Here is a 22420-nt window from a genome sequence, read left to right on the forward strand (position 1 = left end):
CCAGAAAGGGAGATAAGGATCATGGCAAAAGGCAGCAACGTCCCGGCGACGATTCCTGCACTGGGCGGGGAGCAGTCGCTCAACCGCTATCTGGCCGAGATCAAGAAATTCCCGATCCTTGCCCCGGAGCAGGAATATATGCTCGCCAAGCGCTTCCAGGAGCATGGCGACCCAGAGGCGGCGGCGCAGCTCGTCACCTCGCACCTGCGTCTCGTGGCGAAGATCGCGATGGGTTATCGCGGCTACGGCCTGCCCACCTCCGAGCTGATCTCGGAGGGCAATATCGGCCTGATGCAGGGCGTGAAGAAGTTCGAGCCCGATCGCGGCTTCCGCCTGGCGACCTATGCGATGTGGTGGATCAGGGCCTCGATCCAAGAATATATCCTGCGCTCGTGGAGCCTGGTGAAGATGGGCACCACCGCGGCCCAGAAGAAGCTGTTCTTCAACCTGCGCCGGATGAAGTCGAAGCTCGACGCGTTCGAGGACGGCGACCTGCGCCCTGAGGACGTGACCAAGATCGCCACCGATCTGGGCGTCAACGAGGACGAGGTCATCAGCATGAACCGCCGCATGGCGATGGGGGGCGATACGTCGCTCAACGTTTCGATGCGCGAGGATGGCGAAGGCCAGTGGCAGGACTGGCTGGCCGATGACGCACCGCTTCAAGATTCGGTCGTCGCCGAGCAGCAGGAGGCAGATGTCCGCCACGACATGCTGGTCAGCGCGATGGACGACCTGAACGATCGCGAGAAGCACATCCTGACCGAGCGTCGCCTGACCGACGATCCCAAGACGCTGGAAGAGTTGAGCCAGGTCTACGGCGTCAGCCGCGAGCGCGTCCGCCAGATCGAGGTGCGCGCGTTCGAGAAGCTGCAAAAGGCGATGATGCGCATCGCCGGTGAAAAGCGGCTGCTGGCGGCGGCTTGAGCATGACCGGCCGCACCGTCGTCATCGGCGGCGGCGCGGCCGGGATCGCGGCGGCGCGTACGCTGCACGACGCGGGACGTGAGGTCCTGCTGATCGAGGCGGCGGATCGGTTGGGCGGACGGGCCCGGAGCGTTCGTCTGCCGACCGGGCACGTCGTGGATCATGGCTGCGGCTGGCTCCATTCCGCCAAGCGCAACCCCTGGACCCGCATTGCCCAGCAAGCGGGCTTCACCATCGATCGCCGCCGGCCCAATTGGCAAATCCAGTGGAACGATCTGGGCTTCCCTCCTGACCAGAAGCGCGCCTCGGGCGAGGCCTATGCCCGGTTTGAGACGTCGGCGATAGCGGCGCTCGACGGGCCAGATCGGCCGCTGTCCGACTTTGTGGCGAATGACGATCCTTGGCAGCCGATGATCGACGCGGTCTCGGGCTATGCCAATGGGGCGTCTTTGGCCGAGGTGTCGCTCCACGACTGGGCAGCCTATGAGAATGCCGCGACCGATGACAATTGGGCGGTGGTCGAGGGCTATGGCACCGTCGTCGCGCACCACGCCGCTGGGCTGACCATTCGTACCGGCGCAACCGCAACGAGGATCGATCATCGCGGGAAGACGATCCGCATCGACACCTCGGCAGGCACACTCGAAGGCGATCAGGTCATCGTCGCTGTCCCCACAACGGTACTGGCGCAAGGCAAGCTCACCTTCGATCCGCCGCTCCCCGCCAAACAGGATGCCGCCGCCGCGCTGCCGCTCGGTATCGCCGACAAGGTGTTCCTGTCAGTCGAAGGCCCCCTGCCTTGGCCTGCCCATGCCCATCTGACCGGCAACCCTCGTAGCGCCTGCACCGCCAGCCATCGCCTCTCACCCTTCGGCTGGCCGATCGTCGAGAGTTTCTTCGGCGGCCCCTGCGCCGAGGCGCTGGAGGAAGACGGCGCGGCGACGGCCTTCGCGATAGACGAACTGGTGGCACTGTTGGGCAGCAACTGGCGCAAGCGGCTTACCCCGTTGGATGCAACCCGGTGGCGAAGGACGCCATGGGTCGGCGGCAGTTACAGCCATGCCAAGATCGGCCATGCCGGGTCACGCCAGACACTGGCCGAGCCGGTCGATGGCCGCTTGTTCTTCGCGGGCGAAGCATGCTCGCACGAGGATTTCTCGACGGCGCACGGGGCGTATCAGACGGGCGTAGCGGCGGCGCGGAAAATCCTCTCGATCGCTCCCTAGGCATTTCCACCCGCTTCCCCCATCATCCTGGCCGGGCATTGGCGGGGCGGGGCACAGAATGCGAACGATAGGATTGATTGGCGGCATGAGCTGGGAAAGCTCGGCCGAGTATTATCGCATCATCAATCAAGGGGTTCGCGCGCGCCTCGGCCCGACCGCTTCGGCCTCCTGCCTGCTCTGGTCGTTCAATTTCGCCGAGATCGAGGCATTGCAGCACAAAGGCGATTGGGACGGCCTAACCGCCCGGATGACCGAGGCGGCGCGAATGCTAGAGGCAGGCGGTGCCGAACTGCTGCTGATCTGCACCAATACCATGCACCGCACGGCACCGGCGGTCGAGGCGGCAGTGAAGGTTCCGCTCGTCCATATCGCCGACCCCACGGCGGAGCGGATCAAGGCTGCAGGACGGCGAACCGTCGGGCTGCTTGGCACCGCCTTCACGATGGAGCAGGAATTCTACAAGGGGCGGCTGGCGGAGAGTCACGGGCTCGACGTCGTCATTCCCGATGCCGCAGATCGTGCCGAAGTTCACCGCATCATCTATGAGGAGCTGGTCGCGGGTCGCATCCTCGATACGTCCCGCGATCGCTATCGCGCGGTCATCGGCCGCTTGGTCGAGGCCGGAGCCGAGGCGATCATCCTGGGTTGTACCGAAATCATGCTATTGATCGGCGCGCAGGACAGTCCCGTACCGGTGTTCGACACGACCGCGCTGCATGCGCAAGCTGCCGTCGAACGAGCGCTGGCCGACTGAACCCGATCACAAAAAAGGCCCCGGCTTTCGCCGAGGCCCTTTTCCATTCCGTATTCCGGCCAGATCACCGGATTGGCGAGTTCGGGTCCAGCCGCATGTCCAGATAGCGGTCCACCGACCCCATCAACTCGGGCATTTCGTGCTCGAAGAAGTGGTTGGCCTTGGGAATGGTGTCGTGATGGATGGTAATGTGCTTCTGGGTGCGCAGCTTGTCGACCAGCTTCTGGGTTGCTGCCGGGGTGGCGACCTCGTCGGCCTCGCCCTGAATGATGATGCCCGAAGAAGGGCACGGCGCCAGGAAGGTGAAGTCGTACATGTTGGCGGGCGGCGCGACCGAGATGAAGCCGCGGATTTCCGGGCGGCGCATCAGCAGCTGCATCCCGATCCACGCGCCGAAGCTGACCCCCGCGATCCAGGTGGTCGAGGCTTCGGGGTGGAAGCTCTGCACCCAGTCCAGCGCCGAGGCGGCGTCGGACAGTTCGCCGATGCCGTTGTCGAACGTGCCCTGGCTCTTGCCGACGCCGCGGAAGTTGAAGCGCAGCGTGGCGAAGCCGCGCCGCTGGAAGGTCTTGTAGAGTTCCTGCACGATCCGGTTGTTCATCGTGCCGCCCGCATTGGGATGCGGGTGCAGGATCATGGCGACGGGCGCGCGCGGACGCGGAGCGGGAGCGAAACGGCCTTCGAGGCGGCCTTCGGGGCCAGGAAAAATGACTTCAGGCATCAAAACTCGCCGATCTGGATCGCGCTGGTGGAGCGCCGGGAACCTTGCGCTATATAGGCGGCAAGCCCCTTTTCGCAATTGTTCGATCATTCCAGCGAGGGAACGAACCCTGTCCCGTCTTTACCTCGATCATGCCGCGACGACTCCGATGACCGAGGCGGCACGCGCCGCCCTGGCGGATGGCTGTGCCATCTGGGCCAATCCCTCCTCCCCCCATGCCGAGGGGCGCGCCGCCAAGCGCGCGCTGGAGGATGCCCGCGCCAGCATCGCCCGGTCGCTGGGCTGGACGCATGATCTCCTGTTCACCAGCGGGGCGAGCGAGTCGCTGGCGATCGCGCTCACCCGGTCGATGGCGGAGCGCCGCTTCGTCGGGGCGATCGACCATGACGCCGTATTGCGCGCCGCTCCGGATGCCATCGTCATGTCCGTGGGCCCGGACGGGGTGCTGCAGCTGCCTGACCTGAGCGGCCCGCGTGCCGTGGTGACGGTGCAGTGGGCGAACAGCGAAACCGGGGGGCGCCAGCCTGTCGCCGAACTGGCCGAGGCGATCCACGCCGCAGGCCATATCCTGCTGGTCGATGCGGCGCAGATGCCCGCCGGGGCCGACCCGGAGGTGATCGCCCATGCCGACCTCGTCGCGCTGTCGGCGCACAAGCGTGGCGGGCCGCCCGGGATCGGCGCGCTGCTGGTCCGCGACCTCGCCTTGCTCGCGCCGACCGGCGGACAGGAGCGCGGTTATCGCCCCGGCACCGAGAATATGCCAGGCGTGCTGGGCTATGCCGCCGCGCTCGCGGAAGCAGAACCCGACCATGCCGAGCTGCGCGCCCACTTGGATGACGCCATCCGCCGTTCGGGCGGGATCGTGGTCGCCGATGCCAGCCGCCGCCATCCCGCCATCGCCAGCTATCACATGCCCGGCAAACCCTCGGCCGCGCAGCTGATCCAATTCGACCTCGCCCAAATCTCGGTGTCGGCTGGCAGCGCCTGCGCCAGCGGCAGCCTGAAGCCGAGCCATGTGCTGGCCGCGCTCGGCTGGAGCGTCGAGGCGGGGCGCGAGGTGGTGCGGGTCAGCTTCGGGCGGACGACGACGCGCGAGGATGTCGACCGCTTCGTCACCGCCTGGCGCGCGATCGCGCGCGGCAAGCGCGTGGAGGCGGCGTGATCTATCTCGACTATCAGGCGACGACCCCGCTCGCCCCCACGGCGTTGAAGGCGATGCTTCCCTGGCTGGAACAGGGCCATGCCAACCCCCATTCCCCGCACCGTGCCGGACGGCAGGCGCGCGCCGCCGTCGAGGTGGCGCGCGATCAGGTGGCCGCGCTGCTCCCGGCGGGCGGCCGGGTGGTCTTCACCAGCGGCGCGACCGAGGCGCTGAACTGGGCGATCAAGGGCGCCAGCGGCGGCATCGTCACCACCGCCATCGAACATGCCGCCATACTCGACACGGCACAGGCGACGGGGCGGCCACTGACGGTCCTGCCGGTCAATGGCGAAGGCCTGGTAGAGCCGCAGCCGGTGGCGGACGGCACCGGGCTGGTCGCCGCGATGCTGGTCAATAACGAGGTCGGCACGATCCAGCCGGTCGCCGCGCTGGCCGACTTAGCCCATCGCTCTGGCGCCTGGATGCTGTGCGACGCCGTGCAGGGCTATGGCCGGATCGCCATCCCCGAAACGGTCGACCTTATCGCCGTCTCGGCGCACAAGATCTATGGTCCCAAGGGCATCGGGGCACTATGGATACGCGACGGCATCACCCTGCCCCCGCTGCTGCATGGCGGGGACCAGGAGGGCGGCCGGTCGGGCACGCTCAGCCCCGCCCTCTGTGCCGGGTTCGGCGCGGCGGCGAGGCTGATGGCCACGCAGGCCGAGCGAGATGCCGATCATGTCGAGCGGCTCTGGTCGCTGGCGGTCGAGCGGCTCGGCCCGGACTGGACGATCAACGGATCGACCGAGCGTCGCTACCACGGCAACCTCAACGTGCGTCGCGACGGGCTGGACGTCGCGCGACTCATGTCCGATTGCCGCGACATCGCCTTCTCGGCTGGGAGCGCCTGCGCCAGTGGATCGGGGCGGCCCAGCCATGTGCTGACCGCGCTGGGCCTGACAGAGCGGGAAGCGAAATCCTCGATCCGGCTGGGCTTCGGGCGCTACACCAGCGAGGTCGAGCTGACCGACGCGATCGATCGGATCAACACCGCCGCAAGGGCACAAGGACGATGATCGCGCTGACCTTTTTCACCCCAGATGGCACGACGGTCGCCACCGAGGCGGTTCCCGGCGAAACGCTGCTCCGTGCCGGACAGCGGGCGGGGCAACCGCTGGAGGGCACCTGTGGCGGACAGATGGCCTGTGCGACCTGCCACGTCCTGATCGACCCGGCCTTTGTCGACCGCCTGCCTGCGCCGAGCGCGGAGGAAGAGGACATGCTGGACCTGGTGCCCAACGCCACCCGGTCCAGCCGCCTCGCCTGCCAGATCGCATTGACCCCGGCGCTCGACGGGCTGATCGCCCGGCTTCCATGAACCTTTGATAACAAAGGAGTTCAGGGATCGATCATCGGCGATTCGCCATTCTTCTCCCATGCTCGCCGAACGGCGGGACTACCGGGAGTAAAGCGTATGAAACTTCTTGCTGTCATCGGCGCCGGTCTGATCGCCGCGTCGGGTATCGCCGCCGCCACCCCTGCCGCCGCCGCGCCGCATGGTCCGCATGACCGCTGGGGTCCGGGACCTGGCCGTGGTCCAGGATGGGATCGGGGTCCGGGTTGGGGTCGCGGACCGGGCTGGCACCATCGCGGACCGGGTTGGGATCGTGGTCCCGGCTGGAACCGTGGTCCGCGCTGGGATCGCGGCCCCCGCTATGGCTATGGCCGTCCGCGCGTGACCTGCCGCTGGGTCCGCACTTGGGATGGGCCGCAGCGCCAGTGTTTCAACGTCTATCGTTGATACGATCGTTCGTCGCGGGACGGGGTCGGTGGGATAAGGACTTGATCCCCCGGCCCCGCTTCGCCATATGCGCGACCGGGAGTCGGGCGGACGTAGTCGTCGCCAACCCGGTCAGGTCCTGACGGAAGCAGCCGTAACGATTTCGCTGCGGGTCGTTCCGGCTCCCACCCTCCGCACATTTTTGATGGCATAAGCGCCGTTGTTTGGGGCCACCCCGGCGAGGGGGCACGTATCGCCTCACGATTATACCTGACGGCGCGCGCCCGAGCCCCTATGTTGGCTCGCGATGCTTTCCAACACCCCGACCATCCAGACCCGTCATGGCTGATTCGTTCGACCTGGGCGAACCGCCCCAGCCTGTGCAGACGCCGGCCAAGGCCGAGGCGTATCGCGTCCTCGCGCGCAAATACCGGCCGCAGACCTTCGACGCCCTGATCGGGCAGGACGCGATGGTCCGGACGCTGGGCAACGCGATCGAACGCGACCGGCTGGCCCATGCCTTCCTGATGACCGGCGTGCGCGGGGTCGGCAAGACCTCGACCGCGCGGCTGATTGCCAAGGCACTGAACTGTGTCGGTCCGGATGGGAACGGTGGCCCGACCATCTCCCCCTGCGGCGTCTGCGAGCCCTGTCGCGCCATCGCCGAAGGCCGCCATATCGACGTGATCGAGATGGACGCCGCCAGCCATACCGGCGTCGACGACGTGCGCGAGATCATCGAGGCGTCGCGCTATGCCGCCGTGTCGGCGCGCTTCAAAATTTACATCGTCGACGAAGTCCACATGCTCTCCAAGAACGCCTTCAACGCGCTGTTGAAGACGCTGGAGGAGCCGCCCGCGCATGTGAAGTTCCTGTTCGCCACCACGGAAGTGAACAAGGTCCCGATCACCGTCCTGTCGCGCTGCCAGCGTTTCGACTTGCGGCGAATCACGGCGGACAAGCTGGCCGCCCATTTTGCCGACATCTGCGTCAAGGAAGGCGTCACCGCCGAGGACGAGGCGCTGATGCTGGTCGCCCGCGCGGCGGAAGGATCGGCGCGCGACGGTCTGTCGATCCTGGACCAAGCGATCGCCCATGCCGATCTGGAAGGCAGCGGCGTCACGGCGGCGGCGGTGCGCGAGATGCTGGGCCTGTCCGATCGCGGTGCGGTGCGCGACCTGCTGGGCCTGATCCTGAACGGTGACGGCGCAGGCGCGCTGGCCTCGCTGCGACGGCAATATGATTATGGCGTCGATCCGCAATCGGTACTCCGCTCGCTGCTGGAGACGGTGCACGGCATCACCCTGACCAAGGTCGGCACGCCGCCCGATGCGGCCCAGCCGCTGGAGGAGCGGGCCGCGCGCGAGGAATGGGCGGGCTCGCTCAGCTTCCCGGCGCTGCATCGGCTGTGGCAGCTGTTCCTGAAGGGCCATGACGAAGTGGCGCGCGCCGCCCTGCCCATCGAGGCGGCGGAAATGGCGCTGCTCCGCGCGATCCACGCCTCGACGCTGCCCGATCCGGGCGAGCTGGCGCGCCAGCTTCGCGACGGCGGCGTGGCCACATCCAGCGCGCCGCAGGTCCCGCAAAGCGCGCCTCCTGCCCCGGCGCCCGTCGCCATCGCTGCTCCGGCTGAGCCCGAGCCGCCCAAGCTGCCCGACAGCTTCGTCGCGATGATCGACCGACTGGATGACATGGGACAACTGGCGCTCGCTGCGCGGTTGCGCCACGGCGCGCGCCTCGTGCGGTATAGCCCGCCGGAGGTCGTCTTCAGCGGATCGCGGCCGATCGCCACCGATACGCTGAGCGAACTGGTAGCGGCACTGAAGACCGCCACAGGGCAAATCTGGCGCATCACGCTGGAGGATGTGCCCGGAGAGCCAACCCTGCACGAACAGCAGATGGCGGCCGAGGAAGCGATCAAGACCGCCGCGTGGGAGTCGGACATGGTCCGCGCCGCCCGCGAGGCTTTCCCCGAGGCCGAATTGATGGAATGGCCCGGCAAACGCAGTGTGAACGGAGCATGATGTGAAAAATCTCGACGAAATCCTGGCGATGGCCCAGAACGTCCAGAACGAACTGGAAAAGGCGCAGGCCAATCTCGACAATATCGAGGTCGAAGGCGTCTCGGGCGGCGGTCTGGTCAAGGTGAAGGCTTCGGCCAAGGGCCGTATCATCGGCATCACCATCGACGACTCGCTGATGCAGCCGTCCGAAAAGGGCATGCTGGAGGACCTGCTGGCCGCCGCGATCAACGACGCCCGGACCAAGGCGGACGCGGCATCGGGCAGCGAAATGTCGAAGATGACCAGCGGCCTGCCGCTGCCGCCGGGCTTCAAGCTGCCATTCTGATTTCGGGAACGGAATATCCGGCCATGGCGTTGCCCCCTCCATCCACAGAGGAGGGAATGTCATGGCCGATGAACGCGTTACCGAAACCTATGGCACGCAGCAGCCGCACACGACCGTGATCGAGCGCCGCAGCGGCGGCGGCGGGATGGCGATCGCCATCGTCCTGCTGATCGCGGTGCTGGTCGGCGGCTTTTACCTGTTCAGCCGTGGCGGCGCGGAGAACCGGCGTGACGCGGCTGTGACCTCGGCGGCCAAGAGCGTCGGCGATACCGCCAAGAAGGCCGGTGACGCGATCTCGCCAGACGCGAAGTAAGTTTGGTTAAACAGGGCTTCGTTGCTTGCGGCGAAGCCCTCCCCCACCCCCTCCCGCCTGCGGGAGGGGCGTGCTTGGGGCAAGCGCGCGGTCTCGAGTACTGCAGCTTCATTTTCGCGCTCCCCTCCCGCAAGCGGGAGGGGCTGGGGGAGGGAAAGGTGTCTCACCGAGACCCGCCCCCTACCGAATACAGGCGTCGAGTCCCTGCCGCCGCACGACACCCACATACCGCGCAATCACATTACCATGCTTGCGCACGAAGCCCGTCGGCGCCACCGCTGCGCGCTTCTTGGGCAAAGGCAGCACCGCCGCGATCCGCGCCGCTTCGGTCGGCGTAAGATGCGACGCATCATGCCCGAAATAGCGCATCGCCCCCGCATTGGCGCCATAGGTCCCGATCCCCGTCTCGGCGAGGTTGAGATAGACCTCCATGATCCGGCGCTTGCCCCACAGGGTTTCGATCAAGAAGGTGAACCACGCCTCGAAGCCCTTGCGGATATAACCGCCGCCCTGGAACAAAAACGCGTTCTTCGCCGTCTGCTGGCTGATGGTCGAGCCGCCGCGAATTCGGCCGCCCTTGGCATTGCGATAGGCGGCGCTGGCCATCGCCTTGAAGTCGAAGCCGTGATGCGAACAGAAGCGCGCATCCTCCCCCGCAATGGCCGCGCGGGCCATGTTCGGGTCCATCTCTGACAAGGGCATCCAGTCCTTGGTCACCCCATGCCCGCCGATCACGTCGCCCAGCATGGTGAAGGTGATGGGTGGCGGCACGAAGCGATAGATGCCGACCCAAACGACACTGACGATCACAAAGGCGAGCACGGCCTTCAGGGCCCAGCGAGCGATGCGGAACATGGGCGGGCTTTAGCGATGTTTGTCGGGCAGGTCACTCGGATTGCCGTCCGCCCATTGCCGTTTCCTGGCAAAGGGCCGAACCAGTGTCGACAAGCCTCACGGCAGGAACCGGCTTGGCCTGCTGGGCTAACAGGCGGCGGATCGTCGATCCGCCGCCCGCCCCCCATCAGAACGCGATCTTCAGGCCTGCGCGATACGACTGGTTGCGCACGTCCGACCGCTCGACCGTCGTGTCGGCCGCGACCGATACCGTGACCCGGCCGCTGCGGTAAGACAGGCCCGCCGACAGTTCGCCCCAGTCGCGGTCCTGGGTCGCCACCGCGAAGGGTACGCGCAGGGCGGTGCCGTTGGCGAAGCCGACGAAGCTCGTGTCCGACCGGTCGTGGAAGTCGTGGACATAATAAGCCGAGGCGAAGGGGCGCAGCCCTTGCGCATTGCCGTCCAGCTGCAACCCGGCGCGGCCCTGGACGCTCAGGAAATCGTCGCCACCATAGACGAGCGCCGGGCCGGTGCCGCGCTCGGGCGTCCGGGTGAAGTCGATGCGGTTGGTCCGCACCGCCACGCGCGGGCCGAAGCGCAGCGCCTCGGTCCCCGCATTATACCCCGCGCCGACCTCGGCCGAGAGCGCCAGCGCATTGTCGCGGGCGCGCAGGTCATAGCCGGTGCCCAGGAAATCGCCGGTGCGGCGGGTCGACGATTGAAAGACGCCCGCACTGGTCTGCACGTCGAGCGACGGGCCCAGCGATCCGCCCAGGCGGCCATAGAGCGTACCCTGGATCAGCTCGCCGCGCGCCGACTGGCCCAACCGGATCTTGCCGTCGATCTTGGTATAGGACAGGCCGAAGCCGAGCATGGCGGCGTCGCTGACCCGTGCCTCGATCCCGGTCGCGACATAGAAGCCGTCGAAGCGGTCGCGTCCGCCGGGTGCGGTGTTCGGCATCGCCGCGCCCGCCCCGTCGATATAGCCGCCTGCCAGATAGATGGCGGCGTTTTCCGGCAACACGCCCTCGCGCAGCGTGGTGGTCGGCGTGTCGCTGACCATCGCGGCCTGGCCGGGCATGGTGATTTCGTTGGCGGCGAACTCCATCGGCTTGCCAATCATCGCGATCGATCCGCCCTGGAACCGGTCGGGCGACAGCGCGGCCGTACGGTCGCGGTAGAAGCGCGCCATATTGTCGGTCGCGGTGGTGCCGATCGCGCGGCGCATCGTCTCGGTACGCGGGGCGAGCGATTCCAGCGTGCCCTGAATGGTCGCGACGGACTGAAGGTCCAGCCCGCCGTAAACCCCCGCCAGCGACGCATAGGCCGAACGGTTGCCGTCGAGCAGGCGGCCATAGGCCAGCTGGACCGGCGTTGCCGCCAGGCTGGCATAGGGGCGCGCCGCGATGCTGGCGTTCACCGCATTGGCGGCGTAGCTCAGCTGCGGATAGAGGATCGCGCTGAGCGAGGTCGCGTCGCCGAACGTGCCGGTGACCCCGCCGCTGGTGGTCAGCACGGTATAGCTGTCGCCATAGCGCGGCACCTGGTTCAGCGGGCGCAGCGTGATCGTCCCGCCGCCCAGCACGGCGCGGTTGGCGACAAGCAGGTCGGACGTGCCGCTGGCGCCGAAATCGACGATATATTGGCTGCCCGCCGCCAGCGTGGCGGTGCCCGCGACGGTCAGCGTGCCGATCGCCCCGGCATTGCCCGGCGACACGATACCGCCGCTCTGCGCGGTCAGCGAGGCAATGGTCCCGGTGCCACCCACGGTGCCGCCCGACGCGGCGGTCAGCGCCGAGCGGGTCAGCGCGCCGTTGATGGTCAGCAGCCCCTGCTCGACCCGCGTCGCGCCGGAAAAGCTGTTGCTGGCGGTCAGGATCAGCTCACCCCCGCCGCGTTTGGTGATACCGCCGATATCGCTGGGGAAGCTGGCCAGCACCTCGGCCGAATAGCGGTCGCGCGCGTCCTGGATCGGGTTGCTCCAGACATCGATGCCGCCCGTCGGCACATTGACCTCGCGCGTCTGGCGCAGCGCGGTCGGCCCGCGCAGCGCAACGTCCATCTGCGGCGCGCCCCAGCCCGATTTCAGGTCAACGCCCCGCCCGTCCAGATCCTTGGAGCTCGACACCAGAATGTCGGAGATCAGGCCGGTATTATAGTTGGGGAACCAGCTCATCAGCACCGCGGCAAAACCCGACACGTTCGGCGCCGCCATCGAGGTGCCGGTCAGCACGCCGTAACCGGGACCGGTGATCGTCAGGAACTGCTTCAGATCGGCCTGCAACTGGGCATTGGCCTTGGTCAGCACCGCCTTGGAGAAGTCGAGCCCCAGAATATCGGTGTTGTTGGCGATGATGCCGGCCAGGCGGCTGGTATAGCCATCGGGATCGGCGGTGACGAAGCGCGCCCCATAGGCGAGCGTGATGCCGACCGCCTGCTGCGCGACGAAGCTGCTCTCGGCCTCCTGATCGAACGCGACGCCCGCGCGCTGCGCGGCGGCCTGGCGATTGAGATAGCCGTTCAGGACGTTGATCCAGGCATTGACCGCCGCATTCTGAAGCGCGGCGAGGGTCGTCGCGCTGTAGATCGTCGGATACATGGCGCGGGTATATTTCGCGCGGATCGCGGTTCCGTCGAGCGACGTGACGTTGAAGGTCGACACGATCTGGCTGCCCGGCGCGGCGACGCACCAGGTCGCGGTCTGGCCGCACAGGCTGGAGCTGGGGTCCGGGGTGCCGTCGGCGCGGTAATTGGCGACCGACAGCCAGTTGGAGCGCAGGCGCAAGTCGTTCAGCGGCGTGACCGCATCGATGCTGGCATGCGCGCCCGCATCATTGCCTGCCGAGAAGACGACCAGCACGTCGTTCTTGAGCACCGGATCGTAAAAGCCGTTCAGGTTCTGGGCATAGGCCGCCTTCGCGGCCGCCAGGCTCTGGGTATAGGGCAGCGAGTTGCTGACGCCCCAGCTGTTGTTGATGATCCGCACCTTGCCCGAGCTGGCGAGGTTGACGATGTTCTCGCGCGGGGTCGAGACGGTCAGGTCGTCGATCACCGCGTCGCGATACCAAAGGAAGTCTCCCGCCGCGAAATTGGTGTTGGCCGAGAGGATGTTGGCGCCGTAGGCATTGCCGAACATCACGCCGTTGGCCATGCGGTTGCCCGCCACGGTCCCGGCGACATGGGTGCCGTGATATTGCCAGGGCAGGCGCGGATTGACTTGGCCGTCATTGCTGTAACCGGCGACAACATCGGTGCGGAAGCCGGTGATCTTGCCGTTCCCGGCAAAGGACGGGTGGTTGAAGATCACGCCGCTGTCGTTGACGCCGACCGTCTGGCCTGCGCCATTCAGGCCCAGGACATAGGCATATTCCATGCCCAGAAAGGCTTTGGAATAATCGACCTTGAATTGCGCGTCGTTGCGCCAGGATGCGAGCGCCGCGTTATAGTCGGTCGTGCGCTGGCCATTGGCCAGATAATAGCCGCCCGAGGGTGGCGGCGGAGGTGTCGCCCCACTTTGCGCCATCACGGGCAAGGCGGACAAAGATGCGCCTAAGGCCAGGCTCGACAACGCGATACGCAACATTGCCCGATACGACGTCTTGGACATGCAGAACTCCCCCGATCGGATGTCTAACGCCCCGATCTTCCGGTCCATAGTCTTGCCAGTTCGGCTGGGATGACAATGGCTTTGTTATCGCTGGGTAATTTATCGAGATTTCGGTGATAAAATTGTCACATTTCCGACACGCATCTTGTCGGCTAGCGGATTCCCCGCCTTCGCACCATGATCCGGCGGACAGCCGGGGCGCTCTATGTTGGCGCTATCATGGCCAGGCACCACCAATGCTTGGGGTGCCTCTTGCGGCAGGACAGGCTGTTCTTGGTCTCTCAACAGGCGGGCGGTGCCGCGTCCGGCTTGGGCCGTAACGGCGCGGCGACGGGGGCCAGCGCCTCCCACTCCTGCACCGCCAGTCCGGCATGGCGGTTGCCCGCCCCCGATGCCTCCATAACCGCGCGCAGACAATGGGTCGTGATCGCCGGGAAACGCACCTCCTGAAAGCCGTCGACCCCCGTGGGATAGGTCGCGGCGATCCGGTGCCACGCCCCCCGCCGGCCATCGCGATATTCGAGGTGCCAGGCGGCAGGCGGCGCGACGCCCTCGTCCGATCCGGCCGGGTGGTCGGCGAAGAAGCGGATACGTACCGCGTTCAGGGTAACCGGGCGCGGCCAGCGATATTCGATCCAGGCGCTGGCCGGATTTTGCGCGGTCCAGTTGCCCCACATGTCGGGCGGCAGCGGATTGTCACGCACCACGCCGTCGTTCAAGGCAGCGATCCAATATTGCACCGGTACCGGCGTGTTGGAGGCGCTGGCCCAGGCCCCGCGTGCGACATTGCGGGTCGGCGGAGGGGGCGGCGCGGGCGCGCGGCTGGGCGTCACCGGGCGGATGGCAGGCGGCGAAACGCTGTCGTCCCACGTCATCGGATCGATCGCGACCGAGCGGCGGAAATGGCCCCCACCCTTCGCGTCCGCCGTATGATAGGTCAGATACCAGCGGCCCTTGAATTCGACTGCGCCCGCATGGGATGTGGTCGAGGACACCGGGCGCAGCACCACCCCACGATAGGTCCAGGGGCCCATCGGTGTCGGCGCGGAGGCATAGGCCTGGCACGCATGATAGAGGGTGCGCGTACACGGGCTGTCGGGCCCGGCATTGTTGGCGGCGTAGAGCAGATAATAGGTGCCGCGCCGCTTCATCAGCCAGGGCGCCTCGAAAAAGCCGGTCGCGCCGGTGACAACCTGCTCGGGGCCCTTGGGCGTCACCATGTCGGGGGCAAGCTCCATAGCGCGCAGCCGCCCGAACGTGCCCCAATACAGGTACACGCGGCCGTCCGTATCGATCAGGACGGTGGGATCGATATTCTGGATGGTGTTGGCGACCGGCACGCTTTGCGACACGATCGGTCCCGCCGGGTGGGCATCGCGCCAGGGACCGGTTGGCCGGTCGGCGACCGCCACGCCGATCGCGAACCGGTCCTTGGTCCCCGGTGCGGCCGAACCCTCCCGCTGGAGCACGGGCGCGTAGAGATAGAAGCGCCCATCGCGTGCCTTAACGATCTGCCCGGCATAGGCGCGGCCCGGCTCGGCCCAGGCGAACACCGCCTCCGGCCGGGCAATGGCGGGGTCGTGCCGCCACACGCCGCTGGCCGGGTCGCGGGTCGACAGCAGCTGCCACTCGTCCATGATGAAGTCGTTGACGCCGTCCGGCGCCTCGTCCCGGCCCGCCAGAATCCACAGCGTATCGCCATCGACGAACGGTGCGGGGTCTGTGGAATAGCTCCGCCCATCGGCCAGGATCGGATTGCCGCGGCTATGGATGGTCTCCGGCGCGGCAGGAGCGAACAGGGCGGCGAAGAGGAACGGCATCATGACCCCATTCTGATCCGGCCGATCAGAATTGTCGATATGGTATACGATGACAGGACTTGACCCGTGCAGGCTGCCCGTCCGACTGTCGGAAGCATGAGAGCCCTGCTGTCCCTGTCGCTGGCCTTCGTCCTCGCGCTGGCGGCCACCGCCATCGCCCAGGCGATCGACCCGACCGTTTTCGGGTCCTGTTTCGAGGGGAGCTGCGGCTATGCCGCGATGCTGGTCGCGTTTCTGATCACGCTGGTCCTTGCGCCGATCCTGTGGGTCGCGCTGCGTCGGACGGGGCCGGTCAGCCGGTTGCTGCTCGGCCTCGTGCTGTTCGCGCTGATCGGTCTGTTCCTGCTGCCGACCTTTGTCTGGCTCGTCGGCCTGGCGGCGTTCGCCTATGCGATCCAGCGCACGATCCGGCGCGCCCGGGCCGGGGGGCAGCCGATGCGCGACCTGTTCCTCACCCCCCGCACCCGGCCCTAGTCCCCTCGGGCCGGCCCCACATGAAAGCCCATCTCACCGGCCAGCGCCAGGATGCGGCCGGTATCTGACCGGCGGACGATCACGACGTGCAGATTGTCGTCCAGCCCGTTGCGCCATTCCAGCAACGCCCAGGGCGGATCGCACGCCTCCAGCTCGCGGTCGAGCCAGGCGAAATACTCGCTCGCCCGCATCTTCCGGTCGCCGTCGCGCTGGGGGAAGGGCTTTAGCGGCTCGGCGAATTCATCGCTGATCAGCTCATGCAGCTCGTCGATCTTGTCGCCGATCAGGAAGAAGTCGCAGAGCGTCAGCTCGACCGCCAGCTGGCCGACGTCCTCGCACTCCAGTTCGAGCATCCAGTCCTCGGGCTCGCGGATCATGGCCTCCAGGCTTGTCGCCAGGTCACGAGCCTGGTCCTCTTCCAGCGTCCGGCCGCTGAGCAGCGTGATGAACTCGGTGTACATGCGCCATCTCCGTTGGTCAGTCCGTCGTTCGGGTCTTTATCGGTCGAGCACCGCCGCGCTCGGGCAGTTGGCGGGCGTGACGCCCGGCCCCAGCCGATAGACCAGCCGTATCCGGCTCGGCCCGGTGGGCACGCAGGCGGCCAGATGATAGTCGCGCGCCAGCACGGTCTTCAAGACGGCCCGCGTCGCCCGGTTGCCGAAGGCGAAGCGGGGATAGTCGTCGACGATCGCGCCGGGCCGCTGGCGGAGGATGCGGCGGATCTCGACCACCGGATCGACGCCCAGCGCGGCCGCGCTCGCTTCGTCCTGGGTGTTGAGATGGCCGGGAAAGACCCATTTCGACGGCAGGCAGCTATGCGTCATCATATAGAGCGCCGGGTAGCCGTCATAGACATAGAGACAGCCGCGGGCGGGCGTCGCGGCGCGCGCCACCGCCTGCGCCTCGGCCGCACCGCCCTTGGCGCGTTCGCTCAGGGCTAGCACGAGCTGCCCCGCCGCACCGATCGCCAGCACGAAAGCGGCGATCCCGCCTCGGTGCCAGCGGGCAAGCGCTGGGGCCGCGACCAGCACGGCGGGCAGAACGACGGGCAGCGCATAATGCGGACTGCCGAACCGACCATAGCCAAGGACCGCGACACCGCTCACCGCCAGCCAGACCAGCAGGAAGCGGAAACCGTCGCGCCGCTCCGCCGGGATACTCCTCCACGGCCGCCCGAAGCCGATGACCAGCAACAGCGGCGACAGGATGCCGACACAGGTCGCCAGCCCCTCCAGCTCATCGGCCAGCGGCCGCGCCGCCTGCCCGCCCAGCGACACGATATTGGCAAAGACCCAGGCCTGGCCCTGCTCGAGCCCGGCATAGACCCCAAACGCGACCAGCGTGGGCAGCAGCGCGAGGCCGACCCAGACGCTCGTCATGCCCGCCAGCCGGACGAGCGAAACCCGCTCGCGCCACCCCAGCCACAGCAGGATGCAGCCGAAGGCGAATCCTTCGGGCAGCACCGCATATTTGACCTGGAGCGCGACGCCCACCGCCGCCATCGCGACCGCACCGCACGCGAATAACCGCCCCCGCCGCTCGACCGCGCGCAGCGTCGCGGTCGCGGCGACCAGCATCAGCGCGTTGTAGAAGACCGGCGACTGGCCCCCTTCCCCCTCCATCAGGTTCAGCCAGAGGATATAGAGGATCGCCGCCACGGTGGCCGCGAACGGCCCGGCAAACCCGCGCGCCACCCGCTGGATGCCGAAGGCGGTGGCGACGACAAAGCCGGTCGCGACCAGCTTATAGGCGAGGAACCCCTCGCCCCCCAGCAGGCGCGCCCCCGCATAGAGCAAGAACAGCCCGATCGGCTTGCGATCGAAGATGTCGACATAAGGCATTGCGCCGTGCAACATCCGATCGCCGACCAGCAGATAAAATTGCTCATCAAACCCGGTCACGGGGTTGGCAAAGCCTTGCGCGCGGACGACCAGCGCGACCAGGGTCAGCAGCAGCAGTGTGCCGCCCCATCGGTCGCCCGGTGTATCGATCGCCGTGTGTCCACGCTGGTTCGTCATGGACGCGCCGGTGGGTCGCTTTGCGGGCAAAGGCAAGGGCAAAGATGACGGGCTTCGCCCAGGCCGTCGGCTTCCAAGCCGAGAGCGACGGTCCGAACGACCGATCGCGTGGCAAAGGCACGCGCCCCCACGACCCATCATGATGATTACGTCACGATAGGGTATCGTTTTACCCCGCAGTCATGCTATCGACCCCGCCATGGGCGGGATTTCCGAGTGTTATCAGCTTCGATCAGGGCGCTAGGCATTTGCGCGTCCTGACCTTCCTGCACAGTTTCGAGCCCGGCGGGGTGGAGCGGATCGCGCTGCGCCTGATCCGGCGCTGGCGTGCCGAGGGGATCGAGGCGCCGCTGTTCCTGGGGCGGACCGACGGTGTGATGGCGCAGGATGTCGGGGCCGAGCTGGACTATGTGACCCCGCGTCGCCGCTGGCCGGGCATCGCGCATTGGGAGACGATCTGGATGATCGCCACCCTGCCCCGCGCGATCCGTGCGATCCGGCCGGACGTGCTGTTCTGCGCGGGCAATACCTATGCCGTGGTCGCGGTGCTGATGAAGCTGGTGCTGGGCCGCGACTGCCCGCCGATCATCGCCAAGATCAGCAACAATCTCGACCGCGCCGATGCCGGTATTGTCTACCGCGTCTTCTATCGCCTGTGGCTGTGGATTCAGGGGCTGGCGATCGACCATTTCGTTGGCATGGAAAAGCCGATGCGGGCCGAGATCGTGCAATGCGTGCGGGTCTCGCCCGCGCGGGTCGCGATCATCCCCGATCCGGCCCTGTCGGAAGCGCAGATCCTGGCCTTGCGCGAACCGGCCGCGACGCCGCACCCGGCGGCACCCGGACGCCGCTTCGTCACGATCGCGCGGCTGGCGGCGCAGAAGAACCTGTCGCTGATGCTGCGCGGCTTTGCGCGGGGCAGCGGCCCGGCCGACACGCTGACCCTGTTCGGCGATGGGCCGGAGCGGGCCGCGCTGGAGGCGCTAGCCGCTAGCCTGGGCATTGCCGACCGGGTGGATTTCCGGGGCTATGTCGCCAACCCGGCCGGGTTGCTGGCGCAGTACGACACGCTGCTGCTGTCCTCGCACTATGAGGGAGTGCCTGCGGTCATCCTGGAGGGCTTGGCCGCCAATATCGGCATCATCGCCACCGATTGCAGCCGCTCCATGGGCGCGCTGCTGTTGCAGGGACAACTCGGCACGCTGGTCCCGGTCGGCGACGAGGCGGGCTTTGCGGCCGCCATCGCCACGGCCCGGCCGCGGGCGCAGGATGCGCGGCGCACGCTGCATCAGGCGCGGCGCTTCACCATCGAGCATGGCGCGGACCATTATATCCGGGTGATGCGGGCCGTCCTGCGCCGTCGCACCACCGCCGCCACGCTGATTCCCGAGCCAGTCGCTTCCTGATCCGTCCCGCCGCAGCGGAGGAAGAGCCGGCACGCAGGCGGATGCGACGAATGGTGGCGGGCGGTAAGTGCCTCGATTACCGATTGATTCAGAACTGGCGGCCAATGACCTGCATTATCGTCAAGTCCCTTTGAAAAATTCGCCTTAATTGTGACATCATCGCCACACTAAATCCCATCTTCACGTCGGCGATGGGAGTGGCTGGACGATGCGATATGGGGGAGGCGCGTGGCCGATGGGCGGCGCGGCATGGTCGGCGATCATCCTGGGAATAGGCGGAGCGGTGCCGCTTCAAGCCCAGACACAGAGCGAGGCGCCCCCGCCGTCAGAGAGCCCCCCACCCAACGAGGTCACCGTCATCGGCAAGCGCATTCCCGGTTCGGTGATCGGCGCGGTCGCGCCGGTCGCGGTGCTCGATGCACGGGCGCTGGAGGCGCTGGGCGCGACGAGCCTCAGCGACTTGCTCAAGAAGGTGAAGTCGCTGACCAGTTCGTCAAGTGGAGGCGAGCCGGTGATGTTGCTCAACGGGCGGCGCGTCTCGGGCTTTTCCGAGTTCCAGTCGCTGCCTTGGGAGGCCATGGAAAAGGTCGAGGTGCTGCCCGAACAGGAGGCGGCCCGCTTCGGTTATCCGCCGACCGTCCGGGTGATGAACTTCATCACCAAGAAGAAATTCCGGGCGGTGACAGTCCAGCTCCTACCCGGCGTCACGACCGAGGGCGGGGGCGGCACCAGCTATAGCGAGGTCACCTCAGCGCGGATCGATGGGCCGCGCCGCCTGACGTTCAACGTCTCGCACTTGCGGCAGGACCCGGTGTTCCAGAACCAGCGCAATATCGTGCCCGATCCCGAGACGCTGTTCGCGACGACCGGCAATGTGACGGGCGTGAACGGCGCCAGTCTGGACCCACGGCTCGATGCCCTGGCGGGTCGGAACGTCACGCTGGCGGGCGTGCCGATCGATCCGGCCGCACGAGGGACGCTCGCGGCCTATGCGAACAGCCCGGCCGGGGTCACCGATCTGGGACCCTATCGCACTCTCCAGCCGCTTAGCGACACGATCCATAGCGAGGTCGGCCTGGCCTCACCGCTCACCAAGAACGTGTCGGGATCGCTAATGGTGTCGATGGAGGCGATCCAGACCCGGGGGCTAAACGGCTTGGCTCCCGCGCTGCTACGCGTGCCCGGCGGGCTGGGCCGTTTCCCCTTCGCCAACGACACGCTGCTCTATCGCTATCTGCCCGATAGCGTGCTGCACCAGCGAACGACCAGCATGGCGCTACACGCAGGCGGCACACTGACCGGCGATGTGCGCCGCTGGTCCTGGGCGATCACCGGCAATTACGACCGAATGGTGTCGCGCAGCACCTCGGAGATCGGCGTACCGCTGGGCGCGCTGCAGGCGTCGATCGACGCGGGCGGCGACCCGATGACCGCGATCGATCCCGCCACCGCCGCCCGGCGCGACCGAAACCGCAGCCGGGCGGTGTCCGACACGATCGGGGTCAAGGCGACCGCCAACGGCCCCGTGGCGCGCCTGCCCGCAGGCGAGGCGATGCTGACCGTCACCACCGATTATAGCCGCATCGACAGCGACGCGCGCACCAATCTGGCGCTCGCCACCGACGGGGTCGGTCGCACCATGCGCGGGGCCAGCGTCAACGCCAATGTACCGATCGCCTCGGCCCGCGAAGGCTCGCTGTCGTTCCTGGGCGAGATGCAGCTGAGCGCGATGGCGGGGGTATCGCAGGTGTCGGACTTCGGGCGGCTGAGCACCTCCAATCTGGGGCTGAACTGGACACCCTTCCGCCCGTTTCAGCTCAACGCCTCGGTCAACGTCGCGCAGACCGCGCCCGGCGTGACGCAACTGGTTGCGCCAGTGCTGGCGACGCCCAACACGCCTTTTTTCGACTATGTGACCGGGCGCAGCACGCTGGTCACCACCATTTCAGGCGGCAACCCTGACCTGGCGCCTGAAAAGCGGCGGGTCACGACGCTGGGCATTGCGGTACAGCCGATCAAGGACAAGGAAATCCGGCTCAGCACCGACTATGTCGACACCCGGATCGACAACCAGGCCGCCTCGCTGGGCGGTGCGACCCCGGCGTTCCAGCGCGCCTTTCCGGACCTGTTCGTCCGCGATGCGCTGGGCCAGCTGGTCAGCGTCGACCTGCGCCCGGTCAACCTGGCGTTCGAGCGCGAGCGCAAGCTGCGCCTGACGGTCGACGCGCAGCTGACGCTGGGCAAGACCCCGCCGCCCCCTCCGCCGCCCGATCCCGCTGCGCCGAAGACCGCGCCCCCGCCCCGCCCGCCCAAGCGGCCGCCCGCTTTATGGGTGTCGGCGACGACCAATTACCGGCTGGAGGATCGGCTGACCCTGCGCGGCACCGGCCCGGTCCTCGACCTGCTCGACGGCGCGACGCTCAGCGGGACCGGCGGGCGGCCGCGCTGGGACGTCGATCTGAACGGCCATTTCTCCTATGGCCTGTTCAACCTGGGGCTCTATGGCCGCATCCAGGGGCCGACCCGCATCCGCAGCGACATCGCCGCCTCCGACCTGCGCTTTTCGGGCCGGACCTGGCTCGTCCTCTACAGCTTCGTGCGGCTGGAAAACATCATCAAGAAACCCTGGACGAAGGGGCTGAACGTCAATTTTACGGTCGAGAATCTGCTGAATGACCGGATCGACGTCACCGACCGCAACGGCAATACGCCCAACCGCTTCCAGCCCGCCTATATCGATCCCATCGGCCGCTCCATCCGGGTGGGGGTGCGGAAGTTGTTTTGAGGGGCATTTTCCTGAACGCCACAGAACAACCGCGTTCAGCCTGGCGAAGCGTTGGATGACGTAGACCCTATCCATGCCCGGTGGTGGGCATGGAGGGACTGGTCATGAAGGTGACGCGTATCATTGTCGCCGGGCTTGCGATCGCAACGCTGGGTTTGGGTGCGAATGCCAGTGCGCAGGATTGGGGGCCGCCCCCGCCTCCGCCGCCTCCAGGCTGGGGACCTCCGCCCCCACCACCCCCACCGCCTCCGCCCCCTCCCCC

Annotated in this window: 19 protein-coding genes and 1 other RNA gene; 14 read left to right on the forward strand and 6 right to left on the reverse strand. The window is 67.2% G+C overall.

What is annotated here, in order from left to right; genetic code table 11:
• The first annotated feature begins 21 nt into the window (after nucleotides 1-21).
• From rpoH to SSA01S_RS14175, 3 genes are read left to right on the forward strand one after another with little or no spacing between them, the layout of a single operon-like run.
• Nucleotides 22-927 carry an RNA polymerase sigma factor RpoH gene (gene rpoH, locus SSA01S_RS14165; protein ID WP_007404166.1) on the forward strand — a complete coding sequence of 302 codons (906 nt, stop codon included), beginning with the start codon at nucleotides 22-24 and terminating at the stop codon, nucleotides 925-927.
• A gap of 2 nt (nucleotides 928-929) precedes the next feature.
• A complete protein-coding gene (locus SSA01S_RS14170; protein WP_061780872.1) occupies nucleotides 930-2153 on the forward strand; it encodes a flavin monoamine oxidase family protein in 1224 nt (407 codons plus the stop codon).
• Between the two features lie 58 nt (nucleotides 2154-2211).
• Nucleotides 2212-2907: an aspartate/glutamate racemase family protein gene (locus SSA01S_RS14175; protein WP_061780873.1), complete on the forward strand. Its 696-nt coding sequence runs from the start codon at nucleotides 2212-2214 to the stop codon at nucleotides 2905-2907.
• Between the two features lie 64 nt (nucleotides 2908-2971).
• Here the strand turns inward: SSA01S_RS14175 and SSA01S_RS14180 are convergent, their stop codons facing one another.
• On the reverse strand, nucleotides 2972-3628 hold the full coding sequence (locus tag SSA01S_RS14180) for an alpha/beta hydrolase (RefSeq protein ID WP_007404127.1): 657 nt from the start codon (nucleotides 3626-3628) through the stop codon (nucleotides 2972-2974).
• Between the two features lie 109 nt (nucleotides 3629-3737).
• On the opposite strand from SSA01S_RS14180, the gene SSA01S_RS14185 reads away from it, so the two are divergent.
• The 8 genes from SSA01S_RS14185 (at nucleotide 3738) to SSA01S_RS14220 (ending at nucleotide 9214) form a co-directional block, all read left to right on the forward strand.
• Nucleotides 3738-4790 (forward strand): cysteine desulfurase family protein, encoded by a 1053-nt coding sequence (locus tag SSA01S_RS14185; RefSeq protein ID WP_082795106.1) that lies wholly within the window; start codon nucleotides 3738-3740, stop codon nucleotides 4788-4790.
• Nucleotides 4787-5848, forward strand: coding sequence for a cysteine desulfurase family protein (locus tag SSA01S_RS14190; RefSeq protein WP_061780875.1), 1062 nt, complete (start codon nucleotides 4787-4789; stop codon nucleotides 5846-5848). The genes SSA01S_RS14185 and SSA01S_RS14190 overlap by 4 nt, the downstream gene beginning before the upstream one ends.
• A complete protein-coding gene (locus tag SSA01S_RS14195; RefSeq protein WP_061780876.1) occupies nucleotides 5845-6150 on the forward strand; it encodes a 2Fe-2S iron-sulfur cluster-binding protein in 306 nt (101 codons plus the stop codon). The genes SSA01S_RS14190 and SSA01S_RS14195 overlap by 4 nt, the downstream gene beginning before the upstream one ends.
• A 96-nt stretch (nucleotides 6151-6246) precedes the next feature.
• The gene (locus SSA01S_RS19205; protein WP_082795102.1) at nucleotides 6247-6573 is read left to right on the forward strand and encodes a hypothetical protein; all 327 of its coding nucleotides are present in this window, start codon (nucleotides 6247-6249) and stop codon (nucleotides 6571-6573) included.
• Nucleotides 6574-6647: 74 nt separating this feature from the next.
• An RNA gene (gene ffs / locus SSA01S_RS14205) (signal recognition particle sRNA small type) lies at nucleotides 6648-6745 on the forward strand.
• Nucleotides 6746-6893: 148 nt separating this feature from the next.
• Entirely contained in the window at nucleotides 6894-8576 is a 1683-nt protein-coding gene (locus SSA01S_RS14210; protein ID WP_061780878.1) for a DNA polymerase III subunit gamma/tau, read from the forward strand.
• Between the two features lies 1 nt (nucleotide 8577).
• The gene (locus tag SSA01S_RS14215) at nucleotides 8578-8901 is read left to right on the forward strand and encodes a YbaB/EbfC family nucleoid-associated protein (RefSeq protein WP_058718319.1); all 324 of its coding nucleotides are present in this window, start codon (nucleotides 8578-8580) and stop codon (nucleotides 8899-8901) included.
• Nucleotides 8902-8962: 61 nt separating this feature from the next.
• Nucleotides 8963-9214 (forward strand): hypothetical protein, encoded by a 252-nt coding sequence (locus SSA01S_RS14220; RefSeq protein ID WP_061780879.1) that lies wholly within the window; start codon nucleotides 8963-8965, stop codon nucleotides 9212-9214.
• Nucleotides 9215-9394: 180 nt separating this feature from the next.
• Here SSA01S_RS14220 and mtgA read toward each other — a convergent pair whose 3' ends face one another.
• From mtgA to SSA01S_RS14235, 3 genes are all read right to left on the reverse strand, one after another.
• Nucleotides 9395-10069, reverse strand: coding sequence for a monofunctional biosynthetic peptidoglycan transglycosylase (gene mtgA / locus SSA01S_RS14225; protein ID WP_061780880.1), 675 nt, complete (start codon nucleotides 10067-10069; stop codon nucleotides 9395-9397).
• 166 nt (nucleotides 10070-10235) lie between these two features.
• The gene (locus SSA01S_RS14230; protein ID WP_167348926.1) at nucleotides 10236-13655 is read right to left on the reverse strand and encodes a S8 family serine peptidase; all 3420 of its coding nucleotides are present in this window, start codon (nucleotides 13653-13655) and stop codon (nucleotides 10236-10238) included.
• A gap of 281 nt (nucleotides 13656-13936) precedes the next feature.
• On the reverse strand, nucleotides 13937-15478 hold the full coding sequence (locus SSA01S_RS14235; RefSeq protein ID WP_061780882.1) for a family 43 glycosylhydrolase: 1542 nt from the start codon (nucleotides 15476-15478) through the stop codon (nucleotides 13937-13939).
• A 93-nt stretch (nucleotides 15479-15571) separates the two neighbouring features.
• On the opposite strand from SSA01S_RS14235, the gene SSA01S_RS14240 reads away from it, so the two are divergent.
• A complete protein-coding gene (locus tag SSA01S_RS14240; protein WP_061780883.1) occupies nucleotides 15572-15949 on the forward strand; it encodes a hypothetical protein in 378 nt (125 codons plus the stop codon).
• On the opposite strand, the gene SSA01S_RS14245 is transcribed toward SSA01S_RS14240, so the two are convergent.
• Together SSA01S_RS14245 and SSA01S_RS14250 are read right to left on the reverse strand one after the other, a co-directional pair.
• Complete coding sequence (locus tag SSA01S_RS14245) at nucleotides 15946-16410, reverse strand: hypothetical protein (protein ID WP_061780884.1); 465 nt, start codon at nucleotides 16408-16410, stop codon at nucleotides 15946-15948. The genes SSA01S_RS14240 and SSA01S_RS14245 overlap by 4 nt on opposite strands.
• A 36-nt stretch (nucleotides 16411-16446) precedes the next feature.
• A complete protein-coding gene (locus SSA01S_RS14250) occupies nucleotides 16447-17967 on the reverse strand; it encodes a glycosyltransferase family protein (RefSeq protein ID WP_061780885.1) in 1521 nt (506 codons plus the stop codon).
• Nucleotides 17968-18215: 248 nt separating this feature from the next.
• Here SSA01S_RS14250 and SSA01S_RS14255 point away from each other — a divergent pair, with 248 nt between their 5' ends.
• Complete coding sequence (locus SSA01S_RS14255; protein ID WP_061780886.1) at nucleotides 18216-19373, forward strand: glycosyltransferase; 1158 nt, start codon at nucleotides 18216-18218, stop codon at nucleotides 19371-19373.
• A gap of 208 nt (nucleotides 19374-19581) precedes the next feature.
• Nucleotides 19582-22158 carry a TonB-dependent receptor domain-containing protein gene (locus SSA01S_RS14260; RefSeq protein WP_061780887.1) on the forward strand — a complete coding sequence of 859 codons (2577 nt, stop codon included), beginning with the start codon at nucleotides 19582-19584 and terminating at the stop codon, nucleotides 22156-22158.
• Nucleotides 22159-22420: the final 262 nt, after the last annotated feature.

The organism is Sphingomonas sanguinis NBRC 13937 (assembly GCF_001591005.1).
Lineage (GTDB): Bacteria > Pseudomonadota > Alphaproteobacteria > Sphingomonadales > Sphingomonadaceae > Sphingomonas > Sphingomonas sanguinis.

Excerpts from the sequence above, each read along its gene's own strand:
- SSA01S_RS14240 (WP_061780883.1), top strand. The coding sequence starts at position 15,572 with ATGAGAGCCCTGCTGTCCCTGTCGCTGGCCTTCGTCCTCGCGCTGGCG.
- SSA01S_RS14220 (WP_061780879.1), top strand. The coding sequence starts at position 8,963 with ATGGCCGATGAACGCGTTACCGAAACCTATGGCACGCAGCAGCCGCAC.
- SSA01S_RS14250 (WP_061780885.1), bottom strand. The coding sequence starts at position 17,967 with ATGACGAACCAGCGTGGACACACGGCGATCGATACACCGGGCGACCGA.
- SSA01S_RS14245 (WP_061780884.1), bottom strand. The coding sequence starts at position 16,410 with ATGTACACCGAGTTCATCACGCTGCTCAGCGGCCGGACGCTGGAAGAG.
- SSA01S_RS14235 (WP_061780882.1), bottom strand. The coding sequence starts at position 15,478 with ATGATGCCGTTCCTCTTCGCCGCCCTGTTCGCTCCTGCCGCGCCGGAG.
- rpoH (WP_007404166.1), top strand. The coding sequence starts at position 22 with ATGGCAAAAGGCAGCAACGTCCCGGCGACGATTCCTGCACTGGGCGGG.
- SSA01S_RS14210 (WP_061780878.1), top strand. The coding sequence starts at position 6,894 with ATGGCTGATTCGTTCGACCTGGGCGAACCGCCCCAGCCTGTGCAGACG.
- SSA01S_RS19205 (WP_082795102.1), top strand. The coding sequence starts at position 6,247 with ATGAAACTTCTTGCTGTCATCGGCGCCGGTCTGATCGCCGCGTCGGGT.
- SSA01S_RS14180 (WP_007404127.1), bottom strand. The coding sequence starts at position 3,628 with ATGCCTGAAGTCATTTTTCCTGGCCCCGAAGGCCGCCTCGAAGGCCGT.
- SSA01S_RS14230 (WP_167348926.1), bottom strand. The coding sequence starts at position 13,655 with ATGTCCAAGACGTCGTATCGGGCAATGTTGCGTATCGCGTTGTCGAGC.
- SSA01S_RS14170 (WP_061780872.1), top strand. The coding sequence starts at position 930 with ATGACCGGCCGCACCGTCGTCATCGGCGGCGGCGCGGCCGGGATCGCG.
- mtgA (WP_061780880.1), bottom strand. The coding sequence starts at position 10,069 with ATGTTCCGCATCGCTCGCTGGGCCCTGAAGGCCGTGCTCGCCTTTGTG.
- SSA01S_RS14195 (WP_061780876.1), top strand. The coding sequence starts at position 5,845 with ATGATCGCGCTGACCTTTTTCACCCCAGATGGCACGACGGTCGCCACC.
- SSA01S_RS14260 (WP_061780887.1), top strand. The coding sequence starts at position 19,582 with ATGCGATATGGGGGAGGCGCGTGGCCGATGGGCGGCGCGGCATGGTCG.
- SSA01S_RS14175 (WP_061780873.1), top strand. The coding sequence starts at position 2,212 with ATGCGAACGATAGGATTGATTGGCGGCATGAGCTGGGAAAGCTCGGCC.